At 54.8% G+C, this 15,291-nt stretch carries 16 protein-coding genes; 10 read left to right on the top strand and 6 right to left on the bottom strand.

What is annotated here, in order from left to right; genetic code table 11:
• The first annotated feature begins 202 nt into the window (after positions 1-202).
• Positions 203-295, top strand: coding sequence for a KPN_01571 family protein (locus AFK62_RS22855; protein ID WP_209019718.1), 93 nt, complete (start codon positions 203-205; stop codon positions 293-295).
• A gap of 356 nt (positions 296-651) precedes the next feature.
• Positions 652-1,296 carry a metallophosphoesterase gene (locus AFK62_RS11480; RefSeq protein ID WP_007668498.1) on the top strand — a complete coding sequence of 215 codons (645 nt, stop codon included), beginning with the start codon at positions 652-654 and terminating at the stop codon, positions 1,294-1,296.
• On the opposite strand, the gene AFK62_RS11475 is transcribed toward AFK62_RS11480, so the two are convergent.
• The 5 genes from AFK62_RS11475 to yebS form a co-directional block, all read right to left on the bottom strand.
• The gene (locus AFK62_RS11475) at positions 1,297-1,488 is read right to left on the bottom strand and encodes a YdfD/YebW family protein (RefSeq protein WP_007668500.1); all 192 of its coding nucleotides are present in this window, start codon (positions 1,486-1,488) and stop codon (positions 1,297-1,299) included. It lies immediately after the preceding gene.
• A gap of 110 nt (positions 1,489-1,598) precedes the next feature.
• The gene (locus AFK62_RS11470) at positions 1,599-1,838 is read right to left on the bottom strand and encodes a YebV family protein (protein WP_007668501.1); all 240 of its coding nucleotides are present in this window, start codon (positions 1,836-1,838) and stop codon (positions 1,599-1,601) included.
• Between the two features lie 110 nt (positions 1,839-1,948).
• Complete coding sequence (gene rsmF / locus AFK62_RS11465) at positions 1,949-3,343, bottom strand: 16S rRNA (cytosine(1407)-C(5))-methyltransferase RsmF (protein WP_369834754.1); 1,395 nt, start codon at positions 3,341-3,343, stop codon at positions 1,949-1,951.
• 124 nt (positions 3,344-3,467) lie between these two features.
• The gene (locus tag AFK62_RS11460) at positions 3,468-6,101 is read right to left on the bottom strand and encodes a PqiB family protein (RefSeq protein WP_007668503.1); all 2,634 of its coding nucleotides are present in this window, start codon (positions 6,099-6,101) and stop codon (positions 3,468-3,470) included.
• Positions 6,070-7,353 (bottom strand): membrane integrity lipid transport subunit YebS, encoded by a 1,284-nt coding sequence (gene yebS / locus AFK62_RS11455; RefSeq protein ID WP_007668508.1) that lies wholly within the window; start codon positions 7,351-7,353, stop codon positions 6,070-6,072. The genes AFK62_RS11460 and yebS overlap by 32 nt, the downstream gene beginning before the upstream one ends.
• Positions 7,354-7,481: 128 nt before the next feature.
• Between yebS and AFK62_RS11450 the strand changes: the two genes are divergently transcribed.
• The 5 genes from AFK62_RS11450 to kdgR all read left to right on the top strand — a co-directional run bounded on the left by AFK62_RS11450 (position 7,482) and on the right by kdgR (position 12,967).
• Entirely contained in the window at positions 7,482-7,976 is a 495-nt protein-coding gene (locus AFK62_RS11450) for a GAF domain-containing protein (RefSeq protein ID WP_007668521.1), read from the top strand.
• 100 nt (positions 7,977-8,076) lie between these two features.
• Entirely contained in the window at positions 8,077-8,769 is a 693-nt protein-coding gene (gene proQ / locus AFK62_RS11445; protein ID WP_007668524.1) for an RNA chaperone ProQ, read from the top strand.
• Between the two features lie 19 nt (positions 8,770-8,788).
• Positions 8,789-10,837 (top strand): carboxy terminal-processing peptidase, encoded by a 2,049-nt coding sequence (prc, locus tag AFK62_RS11440; RefSeq protein WP_007668527.1) that lies wholly within the window; start codon positions 8,789-8,791, stop codon positions 10,835-10,837.
• A gap of 196 nt (positions 10,838-11,033) precedes the next feature.
• A complete protein-coding gene (htpX, locus tag AFK62_RS11435; protein ID WP_053531917.1) occupies positions 11,034-11,915 on the top strand; it encodes a protease HtpX in 882 nt (293 codons plus the stop codon).
• Between the two features lie 260 nt (positions 11,916-12,175).
• Positions 12,176-12,967: a DNA-binding transcriptional regulator KdgR gene (gene kdgR / locus AFK62_RS11430; RefSeq protein ID WP_007668539.1), complete on the top strand. Its 792-nt coding sequence runs from the start codon at positions 12,176-12,178 to the stop codon at positions 12,965-12,967.
• Between the two features lie 55 nt (positions 12,968-13,022).
• Here kdgR and AFK62_RS11425 read toward each other — a convergent pair whose 3' ends face one another.
• Positions 13,023-13,262: a YobH family protein gene (locus tag AFK62_RS11425; RefSeq protein ID WP_007668543.1), complete on the bottom strand. Its 240-nt coding sequence runs from the start codon at positions 13,260-13,262 to the stop codon at positions 13,023-13,025.
• Positions 13,263-13,420: 158 nt separating this feature from the next.
• On the opposite strand from AFK62_RS11425, the gene mgrB reads away from it, so the two are divergent.
• The 3 genes from mgrB to AFK62_RS11410 all read left to right on the top strand — a co-directional run bounded on the left by mgrB (position 13,421) and on the right by AFK62_RS11410 (position 14,949).
• On the top strand, positions 13,421-13,564 hold the full coding sequence (gene mgrB / locus AFK62_RS11420; protein WP_053531916.1) for a PhoP/PhoQ regulator MgrB: 144 nt from the start codon (positions 13,421-13,423) through the stop codon (positions 13,562-13,564).
• A gap of 69 nt (positions 13,565-13,633) precedes the next feature.
• Positions 13,634-13,921: a YebO family protein gene (locus AFK62_RS11415; protein WP_007668569.1), complete on the top strand. Its 288-nt coding sequence runs from the start codon at positions 13,634-13,636 to the stop codon at positions 13,919-13,921.
• Between the two features lie 20 nt (positions 13,922-13,941).
• The gene (locus AFK62_RS11410; protein ID WP_053531915.1) at positions 13,942-14,949 is read left to right on the top strand and encodes an MBL fold metallo-hydrolase; all 1,008 of its coding nucleotides are present in this window, start codon (positions 13,942-13,944) and stop codon (positions 14,947-14,949) included.
• Positions 14,950-15,291 lie beyond the last annotated feature (342 nt).

The raw sequence follows: 15,291 nt of genomic DNA, 5'->3' as shown, positions 1-15,291 counted from the left end.
CGGTGTAAAAAGCCGCATTGCCCTAAAACGCCACGCGCAGCGCCAGGCCGCGTGGGGCACAGGCTTTGGATAAATGGCTGGGGCGTGATGATAAAAGCGTCTGGCGATTTCCCCACCAGATCTGGTGGATTTATGTAAACGAACCGGTAGCAGGCTAAGGGATGGGTTATAGTGAGGAAAGGAAAACAAGGAGTTAATCCCGATGAATCCTTTTATCTATGTATTTGGCCTTCTCCTGACGCTTGATGCGCTACGCGAGATGGCCGGCGCCGCTTCCGTTCTGGGGCTGTGGTAAACCGGCCAGGCGTGAGTTATTTATCGTGCTTGCGGCTGAACAGCCAGATCATAAAGATAGCCGCGACGACACAACCGATAAAACTGACGATAGCTTCGTGAGTAAATATGGTCACAGGCACCTCCCGACGTTGCTTACCTTAAGCATAGAACATTCTTAGCCAGATAAGCGTCCCGCCGCGAGGTAATGGGATAAATGCCATTTAATCCCGATTTAGTTACAACATACTATTGTGGGGGAAACAAAGCGCCGGGTTGCGCGCTGATGAACAGGCTGTCCGGCAAGGAACGGCCCGGCGGCAAGCTGACGCCGCTGTGACAACGCTATACTTGCCTGATAACCAGAGGAGCAGAGCGATGTATCAGCGAATCGACGGCGCGGCATGGCGGCATATCTATATCGTGGGCGATTTGCATGGTTGCCTCAGCCTGCTGGTGGACAATCTGCGGCGCGTGCGTTTCGACTCACGCGTGGACGCGCTGATTTCAGTCGGTGACCTTATCGACCGCGGCCCCGACAGCCTGGGCTGCCTGCGGCTTATCGGCAAGCGCTGGTTTTTCGCAGTGCGGGGTAATCACGAAGCGATGGCGCTTGAGGCCCTCGCGACTGGCGACAGCGCGTTGTGGGCTATAAACGGTGGACGCTGGTACTCCGCATTATCAGAGAAGGCAAAGCAGGAGGCGTGTACGCAACTTGCGAAAGCGCGTGACCTGCCGCTGGTGATTGAAGTGCAAAGCCGCGCTCGCCGGTTGATAGTAGCGCACGCGGACTACCCGGCGTCACGCTATCAGTGGCAACAGCCGCTTGATGAACATGCAGCGGTCTGGAGCCGGGCGAGAATAAACCGGCTACTGGCGGGGGAGGAGGGATCTATCGCGGGCGCGGAGGCGTTTTATTTCGGCCACACGCCGCTTGGGGAGCCGCTGACCAGCGGCAATCTGCATTACATCGATACCGGTGCGGTATTTGGTAATCCCCTCACGCTTGTGCAGGTGCAGTGATTAAAAATCGCTGTACTCCTGCGCCGGGCGCCAGAAGCCATCAATAAAATCTTCTACCGGATAACAGCCACCGTGCCGCATCCGCTGCTCATCCATTGATTTCAGGCACTGCTGTTCTGTGTTGTACACATCCACGACGATGTCATCGCAACCGCCATCCAGATAACAAACAAATAAAACCAGAGCGAACATGGCGTCCTCTGAGTGACAACGTTTGTTATAAGTGTAGGGGAAGCAGGCGGGAAGGGAAAACCGAAGGTTCTGAATAAATAACCCGCCTTCAGCGACGGGTTCTTTTTGAATCAGGCAAGACGCATGATCCAGGCATCAGCTTGCTGGTCGTAATGTTCGCGGTATAGCACAGAGTGTTCGCCGTTAAGCACGGCCGGGATACTGGTTTCGGCATCCCAGGCATCAAGCTGCATGCAGAGATCCGGATCAGATTTGCAGGGAATGCTCAGCATGCGCTCGCCAGGCGCGTCGCCTTGCAGTTCTGCATCATCTATCTCGAAAGTACCGATTTTTACGCTGGTTTTTGACATAACGCTCTCCCTCAGACAATACACAGGTGGTATGACCAGTAAGGCCCCACCTTATAGCGTAGTCAAAAGCGCAAGAAATGCCAAAAAGACGTGATGTTTTTTTGCGCGCCTTATGCAGACGCGCTGAACAGAACGCCGTCGCGTACCAGCTCGCGTGGGTAACTGTTCTTCAATCTGCTGCCCACTTTCTTCGCCAGTCCCAGCGGCTGGCGCTGGAAAGTGACAATCACGTCATCGGCGGCAGGCGACGTTTGCGGCCAGACATCACGGCCGCGATACCACTCCTGCGCCTCTTCAGCCGTCAGCTCGAAGGCGAGCGGGTTGTCGCTGCCAGCAAGAGCGACGACAGCCTCATGCTGCCAGCGGTACCCTTTATTATGGATCTCAGCCAGCCGAATGCCAGTTCGCGAAAACCGCACCTTGCCGATAAACGGCGTAAACGCCTGAGGGAAGAGCCAAATCTCTTTGTCGCGCTGCCACAGCGCCAGCGTGTCGTCCCACATCAGACCGACCTTTTTTGCCGCAGTGATAACCGCCTGCGCCTCGCGCGTTTTCATTGGCGAAAAAGGAAACGCGCCCACTTTATAGGTCGGTGCAGGCAACGCTGGTACGGTGGCGGTCTTGCGCAGCCGGGCGACAAAAAAGCCTTCGCAGTCGTAAATCTGTGGGAAGACATGCAGAAAGCCCTCTTCGGTCAGCGCCGCCTCGGCGCCAGGGAACAGCGCGTGGAGCGGGAGGATTTCAACGGCGTCCGGGTAGCACTCCAGCAGCCAGCGCACCGTTTGCTGGTTTTCTTCACGGTTGAGGGTACAGGTGGAATAGACCAGCGTTCCGCCCGGCGCGAGGGCGTGAAACGCGCTGTCGATAAGCTCGCGCTGAGTAGCGGCAATCTCCTGGTTGCTTTGCGGCGACCAGTTACGCAGCGCGTCCGGATCTTTTCGTACCACGCCTTCGCCGGAGCAGGGCGCATCCAGCAGAATGGCATCAAACTGTTCGGGCAGCGCCGTGCCAAAGACGCGACCATCAAAATGCGTCAGGCCGACGTTGTGGATACCGCAGCGGCTGATATTGGCGTGCAGCACTTTTACCCGGCTGGCGGAATATTCATTGGCGAGAATAAAACCCTCGTTTTGCATCATGGCGGCTATCTGCGTGGTTTTCGAACCTGGCGCGGCGGCCACGTCCATCACGCGTGCGGGCGCGTTGCCATCGGCGAAGAGCGCAGCCACCGGTAGCATTGAGCTTGCTTCCTGAATGTAAAACTGACCGCTTAAATGCTCGGCGGTGCTGCCGAGCGGCAGTGCTTCGTCGTCGTCACGCTCGATCCAGAAACCTTCCGGGCACCAGGGCACGGGCGTTAATTGCCAGCCATACGGGGCGACCTGCTTAAGAAATGCGTCGACGCTGATTTTAAGCGTGTTCACACGGATACTGCGGCGCAGCGGGCGCTGGCAGGCGGCGATGAAATCGTCCATCGCAAGGCCCGCAGGCATCGCTTCACGCATAACATCAAGAAAAGCTTCAGGAAGGCAGACAGAACCGAATTGCGCCACAGCTTACCTCGGTGGACAGAAAAAGAGGGCGCGAAGTGTAGCACAAACGCCCCGGCGTGACACCGGGGCGCTGTGGTTAACGGGGCAGGGCAGTGCCCCACTGACGCCACTCTTTCGGCTCGCTATCCTGCAGGAGAAAGTGCTTACCGGCCTGCGCTTTTGGCGCGAGCGGCGTTTCTGGCGGGGTGGCGAACGCGATGCCGCCACGGATGAATTGATTGAACGTGCCGGTTTTCACCACGCCGCCTACCAGCCCGAAGTTGAGGCTATAACCGGAGGCAAGCCAGAACACGGAGTTTTCACGGACCAGATGCTGGTAACGCTTGCTGATGCGCATCGCAACCATCACGCGATCAGACATGCTGCCAAGCGACATCCCGGTGACCGTCCCTACCTCAATGCCGCGGAACAGCACCGGCGTACCAATATTCAGCGAACCAGCTTCCGGGGCCTCCACCACGATGCTCAGACCGTCTAAATAGCGGGAATCAGTAATCGTCGCTTCCTGCAACTCAAAGCTGCGACGCCCCGGCCCACGGCCCGGCTCAACGTTGATATAAGGCTGGAGAATCGTGTCGAGGTTTTCAACGCCCGCCGCCGAGATTTGCGGCGTCACTACCGAGAAGCGGGAACCGGCGCGCGCAAACGTATTAACATATTCCGGGTAGAGCACGGCGGTGGCCTGCACCTCGTTGCGCTCGGTGATGAGCTTCAGTGATTCAATCTGGCCAATATTGATGCCGAGATAGCGAATCGGCATGCCAGCCGCGATTTTACCGGCGTCGAACGCATGTAGGGTTATCTGGCTGCCCACCGCGCGCGCGGCAGTTTCTGAGGAATAGAGCGTGCGTTTGTCTTTTTCACCGAGGCCCGCGCCTGCGCCGTTAAGGTTATCGAAGCTGATAGCGCCTTTCAGCGCGCGTGAGAGCGGCGAGGCCTGTACCGTCAGCCCGCTGCCGTTAAGCTGGACTTTCGCGCCGCCTTCGGCCCAGAACACGCTATTTGGTGTCAGCAGTTTGCGATATTCCGGCTTGATATGAACCTCAATATCAAACGCATTCGGCCGCGGACGCACCGTGATGACTTCACCCACTTCGAATTTGCGATAGAGCACCACAGAGCCGGCCTGCACATCCGGCAGACTTTCGGCGGTGAGCGTAAGCGTCGTGGTTGGCATATCGCTCAGGCTGTTTTCCACCGCTTTTTCGAGATTGGCGTAAAGGGGATAGTCGCTTTTCATCTCGCCTTTATCGCCTGGCAGAACGCGGATGCCGCCGCTGAGCCATTCACTGGCGCTGGCGCCGAGAAATTCGACGCCGTCGAGGCCCACTTTGACATCCACGCGGCTGTTTACCACGAATTTGCTGTCGCCCTTAAGCAGCTCGCGATAGTGCGGATCAATGGCAACGGAGAAGCTGACGCCTTTCGCCGAAAGCGAGCGCTCCAGCACCTGGCCTATCTGAATGCCGTGCAGAATCACTGGCTGCCCGGCGTCGATGCCGTAGCTTTCCGGTGCGTTCAGCGTGAGCGTAAGTACGCCCGGTTTTTGCAGCGGCGTTTTATCATCCGGCAGTACCACGAAATGGTTGCGCGGCTGGCCTTCGCCTGGCACCAGCTCCAGCGTGCTGCCGGTAAGCAACGTGCTGATTTCCGGGTTATTGAGCGACAGTTTCGGACTGTGCATTTCAATGCGGGTGCCGTCACGCAGCAGATTGACGACGCTTGGGTCCACTGTCAGTTCGCCCGTGACCGCACCGCCCGGGTTGAGGTTAAGTTTGGTTAAGGTGCCCACTTCCAGGCCCTGATACATCAGCGGCGTGGCGTTCTCTTTTAACCCCTTACCCCCAGGCAAATCGAGTTTCACCAGCACGCCGCGCTGGCTGTGCGCCAGATCTTCATACAGCCCGAAGGTGTCATTTTGGTCGGCGTGGGCAGAATCCGCAGGCGAATCAAAGGCGATAGCGCCGTTAACCAGCGCCGCCAGGCTCTCCAGCTCCACTTTGGCGCCACTCAACCCAATATTGGTTTTAACGCCGGAGACGTTCCAGAAACGGCTGCCTTTTTTCACCAGGTTCGTGAAGCGCCGTTCAATGATAACGTCGATGGTCACACCCTGTTTGTCCGTGTTAATCGAGTAATCGTAGACGCGACCGACCGGGATTTTGCGGTAATACACCAGCGAGCCGCTGTTGAGCGAGCCGAGATCCGGCGCGTGCAGATGGATCATCAGCTCGCCGGTGTTAAGACGGTATTTGGGTTGCGTATCGAGCGCGCGGAAATGGTCGCGGGGTTCGCCTTCGCCCGGCATCATGCCGATATAGTTGCCGCCAACCAGAGCATCAAGGCCTGAAACTCCTGCAAGCGACGCTTTCGGCGTCACCAGCCAGAACTGTGTTTGATCGCGCAGCGCGTCTTTCATATCGTTCTTGATGCTGACGGTCACTTCGATTTTATTGAGGTCTTCGCTTAGGCGAATATCCTGTACGGTGCCGACTTCCACACCCTGATAGCGCACCGGCGTACGCCCGGCGACAATGCCATCGGCGGACATAAAGTCGATAGTGACAGTGGTGCCTCGCTCCTCATAAGTAGTCCAGATAAGCCAGCCCGCAATCAGCAGAGCGATAACGGGCAGTAACCAGAATGGAGAGATGCGACGTTTTGTTTTAATTCGCGCTTCAGTCTGTGAAGCGGGCGTTTCCTGACTCATGTGCGTCCCAAAGTAAGCGGCTGTCCAGCCATTCAACAGCAAGAATAGTCAAAATCACCGCTGCGCCGAAATAAAACGCAGCCGGTCCCATGACAAACGACAATAGCTGGTCACGATTGACCAGCGACATCGTAAGAGAAATCACAAACAGATCGAGCATCGACCAGCGGCCAATCCAGGCAACCAGCCGCAGCATCAGGACGCGTGTTCGCAACCCTTGCTGGCATTTGAAATGGATGCTCACGAGCAGCGTCAGCAGCACCAGTACCTTGATAAACGGCACCAGAATACTCGCGATAAACACGACGCCCGCGACCAGAATGTTGCTTTGCCCAAGCGAGATGATGCCGGACAAGATAGTGTCCTCCTGCCGCGCGCCGTTGATATAGATAATGGAAATGGGCAGAAGGTTAGCGGGCAGCAGAAACACCATGGAAGCTATTAGCGCCGCCCAGCACTTTTGGATACTCTGGCGACGACGACGGCGTAACGGAATATGGCAGCGCGAGCAGCGGCCACGTTTATCCGGCACGCCAGTGTAATGGCAGCCCAGGCAGACGCGAAGATCCTCGTGGTAGCGCGTCGCGGGGCGCTGCGGATAAAAACGCTCCCAGAGCTGTTCCACATTTAGATGAATAAGCGTCATTACGCTCAGTACCACCAGGGCCACGAAGGCCAGTAGCCCGATGCCGGGTTCAAGCCAGGCATACTCGCGTACTTTGATAGACGCCACACCGATGCCGACCAGATAAATATCGAGCATCACCCACTCGCGAAGCCGCTCCAGCATCAGCAAGACCGGGCGCAGGTTCATCCCGAGAATATTGCCAAACCAGAGGTAGGCGATAGCGGCGACCAGCGTAGCGGGCGCCCCGACCGCGCAAAATAGCACCATCGCGGCGGTAATCGTGTCGCCCTGGCGGGTCATCTGCCAGATGCCCTGAAAGAGATTCGCGTCGATACGCGTGCCAAGCAGATAGAGACGAAGCAGCGGCTCGCTGTAGGCGAAGGGCATCAACAGCAGCATCGTTATCGCCATCGCTGCCAGCCGCGTCAGCGACCAGTCGCGGCCATCACGGATTTTCGCGTCGCAGCGTGGGCAGTGCGCGGTCTGGTTAGACTTGACCACAGGCAGCATAAAAAGGATATCGCATTGCGGACAACGCTGATAATGTGCCTGCGGTAACGACTCGCCGATGGCGTGAATGTTCAGTTTTTTGCCAGAAGAAAGCTGTTGAGTTTTGAGTGCCATGTGCGAAGCATGTTCTTATATGATTCTGTTATCGTAACTCATGAAATGATTAATCTTGAGCATGAGCGCATTTAATGCTTATTTTAGTAGGCTGGCAAAGTAAGTAAGACAACAAAGCGATCGGATTAATGAACAAAACACAATTTTACGCGGAACTCAATCGCGATTTTAACTCCCTCATGGCAGGGGAAACCAGTTTTCTCGCAACGCTCGCCAATACCAGCGCGCTGTTGTTTGAGCGTCTTGAAGGCGTCAACTGGGCGGGCTTTTACCTCCTTGAAGACCAGACGCTGGTGCTTGGTCCGTTCCAGGGCAAAATCGCCTGCGTGCGTATCCCTTATGGTCGCGGCGTATGCGGTACGGCGGTCTCGACGGGCATTGTACAGCGCGTGGATGATGTGCACGCGTTCGATGGGCATATCGCCTGCGATGCTTCCAGTAATGCCGAAATCGTGTTGCCGCTTCGCGCGGGCGGGCAGATTATTGGCGTTCTGGATATCGACAGCACCGTCTTCAACCGCTTCGATGCCGACGACGAGCAGGGGCTGCGTACCCTGGTCGAGCAGCTTGAAGCTGTTATTGCAGGCACGGATTTTAAAAAATTCTTTGCACCAGCCGCATGATAAGCAACGGATAACGTGGCATTTACCGATGGCGTCATTATAATGACGCCTGTTCATGCCTGCGGCTTGTTGGCAACATCCGTTGTAATCAGGAAATTTCATGGAAAATCAACCTAAGTTGAATAGCAGTAAAGAAGTTATCGCCTTTCTGGCCGAACGTTTTCCGCAGTGTTTCAGTGCTGAAGGCGAAGCGCGTCCTCTGAAGATCGGCATTTTTCAGGATCTGGTAGAGCGTGTTGAGGGCGAAATGAACCTCAGCAAAACGCAACTTCGTTCCGCATTACGTCTTTATACGTCGAGCTGGCGCTACCTTTATGGCATCAAGCCTGGTGCCACCCGTGTCGACCTCGACGGCAACCCGTGCGGTGTTCTGGAAGAGCAGCACGTAGAACACGCCCGTAAGCAACTTGAAGAAGCGAAAGCCCGTGTTCAGGCGCAACGCGCCGAGCAGCAGGCGAAAAAACGCGAAGCAGCAGGTGCTGAAGGCGACGATAACGGCGCCGAGCGTCGTGAACGCAAGCCGCGTCCGGCTCCGCGTCGTAAGGAAAACGCGGAGCGTAAACCTCGTGCCGCTGCAAAACCTGCCGCCGCGAAAGCGCCGCGCCCTGCGCGCGAAGAACGTCATACGCCGGTGTCTGATATTACGGCGCTCAGCGTCGGTCAGGCCATTAAGGTCAAAGCAGGCAACAACGCGATGGACGCCACCGTGCAGGAAATTACCAAAGATGGCGTCCGTGTACAGCTGACTTCTGGTATGTCGATGATTGTACGCGCAGAACATTTATTGTTCTGAAACGGAGGTCAACCAGGGCATGAACACTTTTTTTAAGCTAACCGCCGTCGCCGGCCTGCTGCTGATGGCGGGCCAGGCGTTGGCCGTGGATGACATTACCCGTCCTGACCAGATCCCGGTCCTCAAAGAGGAACCACAACATCCTACAGTTAGCGAGCGTGTGACCTCCCGGTTCACCCGCTCTCATTACCGCCAGTTCGATTTAAACGAAGCCTTCTCCGCCAAAATTTTCGATCGCTACCTCAATCTGCTCGACTACAGCCACAATGTGCTGCTGGCGGGCGATGTTGAGCAGTTTGCGAAGAAAAAAGGGCAGATCGGCGATGAACTGCGCAGCGGTAAACTGGATGTGTTTTACAGTCTTTATAATCTGGCACAACAGCGCCGTTTTGAGCGTTATCAGTACGCGCTGAAAGTGCTGGAAAGACCGATGGATTTTACCGGTAACGATACATTTGATATCGATCGCAGCAAGGCGCCCTGGCCTGCCAGCGAAGCGGAGCTCAACAAACTTTGGGACGGCAAAGTCAAATTTGACGAGCTGAGCCTGAAACTGACCGGTAAAACCGATGCGGAAATCCGCGAAACGCTGACTAAGCGTTATAAATTCGCTATTCGTCGTCTGGCGCAGACCAACAGCGAAGATGTGTTCTCGCTCGCGATGACTGCCTTTGCGCATGAGATTGACCCGCATACCAATTACCTCTCACCACGCAGCACTGAGCAATTCAATACCGAAATGAGCCTCTCGCTTGAAGGTATCGGCGCAGTACTGCAAATGGACGATGATTACACGGTAATCAACTCCATGGTGGCTGGTGGCCCTGCGGCGAAAAGCAAAGCCATTAGCGTCGGCGATCGTATTGTCGGCGTAGGGCAGGTTGGGCAGCAGATGCAGGATGTGATTGGCTGGCGGCTTGATGACGTTGTGGCGCTGATCAAAGGCCCGAAAGGCAGCAAAGTGCGCCTTGAGATCCTGCCTGCTGGTAAAGGCACAAAAACCCGCATTATCACGCTGACACGCGAGCGTATTCGCCTTGAAGACCGCGCGGTGAAGATGTCGGTGAAAAACGTCGGTAAAGAAAAAATTGGCGTGCTGGATATTCCTGGCTTCTATGTCGGCCTGACCGATGACGTCAAAGTACAGCTTCAGAAACTTGAAAAGCAGAACGTTAGCGGCGTGATTATCGACCTTCGCTCCAACGGCGGCGGGGCACTGACCGAAGCGGTTTCGCTCTCCGGTCTGTTTATTCCGTCTGGCCCGGTCGTTCAGGTTCGTGATAACAACGGCAAGGTGCGTGAAGATCGCGATACTGATGGCGTGGTGTATTACAAAGGCCCGCTGGTCGTGATGGTTGACCGTTTCAGCGCCTCGGCGTCTGAGATTTTCGCCGCCGCGATGCAGGATTATGGTCGCGCGCTGATTGTGGGCGAACCAACCTTCGGGAAAGGCACCGTTCAGCAATACCGTTCGTTGAACCGCATCTACGATCAAATGCTGCGTCCGGAATGGCCAGCACTTGGCTCGGTGCAATACACTATCCAGAAGTTCTACCGAGTTAACGGTGGTAGCACCCAAAGGAAAGGGGTGACGCCGGACATCATTATGCCGACTGGCAATGAAGAGACCGAAACTGGCGAGAAATTCGAAGATAATGCATTGCCGTGGGATAGCATTAACGCCGCGACATACGAAAAATCGGGCGATCTGAAACCGATGGGGCCGGAATTGCTGAAAGAGCATAACGATCGCATTGCGAAAGATCCGGAGTTCCAGTACATCATCAAAGACATTGCTCGTTTTAACGCGATGAAAGATAAGCGCAATATCGTGTCGCTCAATCTGGCTCAGCGTGAAAAAGAGAACCACGAAGATGATGCAACCCGTCTGGCGCGCATTAATGACCGTCTGAAACGGGCCGGGAAACCGCCACTGGCGAAGCTTGAGGATCTGCCAAAAGATTATCAGGAACCCGATCCGTATCTTGATGAAACGGTACATATCGCGCTCGACCTTGCGCATATGACCAGTGATAAAACGGCGCAACCCGCCGCTTCTTCGAAGTAATCCTCCTGACCGGCGCACTCAAATGCGCCGGTTTTTTTAGGGCCCTGTTAAACCCCCGTCAGCGAAATGCTACAAAATGTAAAGTTTCGTATTTTTAGAGACTTGCCAGCCTTTGACGCTTGAAAACGGCGCGCGCGCCCCTACGATGTGTGTAATCGCATAAGGCGTATTGTTAAACCGAGGTAAAAAGAAAATTATGATGCGAATTGCGCTTTTCCTGTTGACTAACCTGGCCGTCATGATGGTGTTCGGTCTGGTGCTCAGCCTGACAGGGATCCAGTCAAGCAGCGTGACAGGCCTTCTGATCATGGCGCTGCTGTTTGGTTTCGGCGGCTCGATCGTTTCGCTGCTGATGTCCAAATGGATGGCGCTGAAATCGGTAGGCTGTGAAGTTATCGAAGCCCCGCGTAACGAAACGGAACGCTGGCTGATGGATACCGTGGCACAGCAGTCGCGCCAGGCGGGCATCGCGATGCCGCAGGTCGCGATATATCACGCACCTGACATTAACGCGTTTGCGACCGGCGCACGCCGCGACGCTTCGTTGGTGGCAGTAAGTACTGGATTGCTGCAAAACATGAGCCGTGATGAAGCGGAAGCGGTTATCGCTCACGAAATTAGCCATATCGCTAATGGTGACATGGTGACGATGACCCTGATTCAGGGGGTGGTGAACACCTTTGTTATTTTCATTTCGCGCATTATCGCGCAGGTGGCGGCTGGTTTCCTTGGCGGCAACCGTGATGAAGGCGAAGAGAGCAACGGCAATCCGCTTATCTATTTCGCGGTGGCAACGGTGCTGGAGCTGGTGTTTGGTATTCTCGCGAGCATTATCACGATGTGGTTCTCCCGCTACCGTGAATTCCACGCCGACGCTGGCTCTGCAAAACTGGTGGGCCGCGAGAAAATGATTGCGGCACTGCAGCGTCTTAAAACCAGCTATGAGCCGCAGGAAGCGAGCAGCATGATGGCGTTCTGCATTAACGGTAAATCAAAATCATTAAGCGAACTCTTCATGACGCACCCGCCGCTGGATAAGCGTATTGAAGCGCTGCGCAGCGGCGAATATCTGAAATAATTGCGCATAACCCTAATAAAAAGCGTGCCTGTAGGCGCGCTTTTTTTATGCCTCACGCCTCGCCGCTGCGGCGCCTTTTTAACCAGCAGACGCTGAGAACACCGCGGCAGGCGCGGTTGAGATATATCCTTCGTGAATAATCGGGCTTAATGTCGCAGATTTACGACCATCCGCAATAGATACATTGCGGTGCCGCCTCCCCGAATTTATAATAAAAACCAGTTCTGATTTTTATAAAACAAATGCGATCGAGGTGATCAATGGCAATCGCAGAATTAGATAAACAGCCTGACTCCGTTTCTTCGGTGCTCAAGGTCTTTGGTATTTTGCAGGCGTTGGGTGAAGAGCGGGAAATTGGTATCACCGAATTGTCGCAGCGCGTCATGATGTCAAAAAGCACCGTTTACCGCTTTTTGCAGACCATGAAGTCACTGGGTTATGTCGCTCAGGAAGGAGAGTCTGAAAAATACTCTCTGACGCTCAAGCTGTTTGAGCTTGGGGCTCGCGCGTTACAAAATGTTGACCTTATCCGCAGCGCGGATATTCAGATGCGCGAGCTGTCGCGTCTGACCAAAGAAACCATTCACCTGGGCGCGCTCGATGAAGACAGCATTGTCTACATCCATAAAATCGACTCCATGTATAACCTGCGCATGTACTCACGTATCGGGCGCCGTAACCCGCTATACAGTACCGCCATCGGTAAAGTGCTGCTGGCCTGGCGCGACCATGACGAAGTGCGTCAGATTCTGGAAGGCGTGGAGTATAAGCGCAGTACCGATCGCACCATTATGTCGACTGATGAACTGTTGCCGGTTCTCGATCTGGTGCGTGAACATGGCTATGGCGAAGATAACGAAGAGCAGGAAGAAGGGCTGCGCTGCATCGCGGTGCCGGTTTTCGACCGTTTCGGTGTGGTGATTGCGGGCTTAAGTATCTCTTTCCCGACGCTGCGTTTCTCTGAAGAGCGTCTGCACGAGTATGTGGAAATCCTGCATACAGCGGCGCGTAAAATCTCTGAACAGATGGGTTACAACAATTATCCGTTCTGAGGACGCGCAAAATAAAAAGCCGCAGCGGGTCTGCGGCTTTTTATTGCGTCACGTTTTAGCCGTTATCGACGACCGTCTCGCTTTTACGCAATACGGGGCATGCGGTGATGCCCACAAGCCCGCTATCGGAATGGATAAACTGCGCGTTTACCACTTGTCTTGCTGTCAGGTAGCGGCACTGCAACCCTAAGCCGGCCGCGTTCTCATGACTGCCAATCAACACTCCATAGCCGCTGAAAAGCAGCGCAACCCAGGCCACGACTAACAGCGCGGCGACACGAATCAAATAACGCATTACGGCTCCGTTTGTTAACGTTGAGGCGAACAGCGTGCCGCGCCTGCCGCTGCGTCGCAAGGGGAGGATTCCGTATTACGTGACTTAACGTTACAGTGATATTTGGTTTAAGGTTTCCGTGTTAAGTTGGCTCCGTTAATGCCGTAACGGAGAATGTAGTGAAAAAATTGAGATGGGCTATTTTGCTGGCCGTGCTGGTGGCCTGTTTACTGTTATGGGCGCAGATGATCAACGTAATGTGTGATCAGGACGTTCAATTTTTCAGCGGCATTTGTACCATCAATAAGTTCATTCCCTGGTAACGCTATCAGGCAAACGATGTTCTTACGCCGCTGCGGTGGTAAGATAACGCGTTTCCTTGAGGTGGTAGCATGAACGATATTGCAAATTCTGGTACATTAAATATCGCCACTCTGGCGATTTCTCTGGTTGGCGTCGTTGTGGCGCTGGTGGCCTGGTTCTTTATCAACCGCGCAAGCGTTCGCGCCAATCAGCAGGTGGAACTGCTGGAGGCGCTGCTTGAACAGGAAAAACGGCAAACGGTGCTGCTGCGTCGCTTATGTGACGCGAATGAGCCGGAGGCGCAGGCGCCTGCCGCCACGCCCGCCGCTACTCAGGATGACGATGGCGGTTTTGTTCACCTGGTGGCTGAACGTTAACGACCAACGGCTGCGAGGTGATGGGCATGGTCTGGAAAAATCCCTGGTACGATCCCACGAAAGCTCATCACCGACCTGACGGCTTTTGTAATACACACGAGGTCGGGCACCAGCCCGGCGATTTGCGCCGCTGGCAGGACGAACGTAAAGCCCAGGGACTGCCGCGCCCGCCTGACGGCGGATATGCGGCGTTCATCCAGCAGTGGTGGCAACCGGCAGTGATTGAAGGCGATGAAGATGGCGTCTGGTGGTTTGGTCACGCCACGCTGCTGATTCGCCTCAACGGGCGCTATTTACTCACCGATCCGCTATTCTCAAACCGCGCCTCGCCCGTCAGTTTCTATGGCCCAGCGCGTAAAACCCCGCTGCCGCTGGCGCTTTCCGACCTGCCCCCGATTGACGCAGTTCTGATTTCTCACAATCACTACGATCATCTGGATAACCACACGATCCGTCGTCTACGAAGGCGCTTCCCGGAGGCGGTTTTTTTTGTGCCGCTGGACCTGAAACGCTGGTTTATTAAGCGCGGTATCAACCAGGTTACCGAGCTAGACTGGTGGGAAAGCCGCGAATGGCAGGGGTTTCAGATAACCGCTGTTCCTGCGCAGCACTGGAGCATGCGCACGTTGTGGGACAGAAACCGTTCGTTGTGGTGCGGTTGGGTCATTGAAAGCGCCACTCAACGTTTCTGGTTTAGCGGTGACAGTGGTTATACCCCGGAACTGCTCGACATCCCTCAACGTCTGGGGCCGCTTACCGCAGCGGCGATTCCGGTAGGTGCCTACGCCCCGCGCTGGTTTATGGCACCGCATCATATGGATCCACAGCACGCGGTCCAGCTCTGGCAACATGCAGGCAGGCCGCTTGCTATTCCGATTCACTGGGGCGTGTTTGAACTGGCGGATGAATCACTGGACGAACCGCCCGCAGAGTTATTACGCGCGCTCAATGAATATGGCGAAAAAGCAGAAACGTTCGTGCCGCGTCGTATTGGGCAATATTTACCGCTGAGCATAAATAAGCCCTGACATTAGAAAATATATCCGGGTGGTCATTTTTACTTCTGGCTGGACGATTTATTAATCACATTGCCTTATTTTTATGCCTCTTTTTGAGGCGTGCTTCATTAAAATGTCATTATTCTGGTGCAACCAAAAATTACGTTGTACAACGTTTTTTGATTTGTACATCATTAACTGCCTTCAGGCTGTAATAAAGCTGCGTTAAAATGGACTTTAATGACATTAATGAATAAGCTTTTGCAGAAATAATAATGCGGCAGAAAATGATCACCAACAATATCCCGTGTCGCCTGGACGAACTGAAGTTATTGAGCTATGGTAAAAAAGTGCATTCTGACGTGATGTCGG

This window comes from Cronobacter condimenti 1330, assembly GCF_001277255.1.
GTDB lineage: Bacteria > Pseudomonadota > Gammaproteobacteria > Enterobacterales > Enterobacteriaceae > Cronobacter > Cronobacter condimenti.
The sequence above is the reverse complement of the archived record's forward strand: the minus strand, read 5'-3'. Positions and strand labels throughout refer to the sequence as shown.

Bases quoted from the DNA above. Each gene is read 5' to 3' on its own strand.
- AFK62_RS11480 (WP_007668498.1), top strand. From the start codon at position 652: ATGTATCAGCGAATCGACGGCGCGGCATGGCGGCATATCTATATCGTG.
- AFK62_RS11450 (WP_007668521.1), top strand. From the start codon at position 7,482: ATGAACAAAACACAATTTTACGCGGAACTCAATCGCGATTTTAACTCC.
- prc (WP_007668527.1), top strand. From the start codon at position 8,789: ATGAACACTTTTTTTAAGCTAACCGCCGTCGCCGGCCTGCTGCTGATG.
- AFK62_RS11415 (WP_007668569.1), top strand. From the start codon at position 13,634: ATGAACGATATTGCAAATTCTGGTACATTAAATATCGCCACTCTGGCG.
- AFK62_RS11425 (WP_007668543.1), bottom strand. From the start codon at position 13,262: ATGCGTTATTTGATTCGTGTCGCCGCGCTGTTAGTCGTGGCCTGGGTT.
- rsmF (WP_369834754.1), bottom strand. From the start codon at position 3,343: ATGCGTGAAGCGATGCCTGCGGGCCTTGCGATGGACGATTTCATCGCC.
- AFK62_RS11475 (WP_007668500.1), bottom strand. From the start codon at position 1,488: ATGTTCGCTCTGGTTTTATTTGTTTGTTATCTGGATGGCGGTTGCGAT.
- kdgR (WP_007668539.1), top strand. From the start codon at position 12,176: ATGGCAATCGCAGAATTAGATAAACAGCCTGACTCCGTTTCTTCGGTG.
- AFK62_RS11470 (WP_007668501.1), bottom strand. From the start codon at position 1,838: ATGTCAAAAACCAGCGTAAAAATCGGTACTTTCGAGATAGATGATGCA.
- AFK62_RS11410 (WP_053531915.1), top strand. From the start codon at position 13,942: ATGGGCATGGTCTGGAAAAATCCCTGGTACGATCCCACGAAAGCTCAT.
- AFK62_RS11460 (WP_007668503.1), bottom strand. From the start codon at position 6,101: ATGAGTCAGGAAACGCCCGCTTCACAGACTGAAGCGCGAATTAAAACA.
- htpX (WP_053531917.1), top strand. From the start codon at position 11,034: ATGATGCGAATTGCGCTTTTCCTGTTGACTAACCTGGCCGTCATGATG.
- yebS (WP_007668508.1), bottom strand. From the start codon at position 7,353: ATGGCACTCAAAACTCAACAGCTTTCTTCTGGCAAAAAACTGAACATT.
- AFK62_RS22855 (WP_209019718.1), top strand. From the start codon at position 203: ATGAATCCTTTTATCTATGTATTTGGCCTTCTCCTGACGCTTGATGCG.
- proQ (WP_007668524.1), top strand. From the start codon at position 8,077: ATGGAAAATCAACCTAAGTTGAATAGCAGTAAAGAAGTTATCGCCTTT.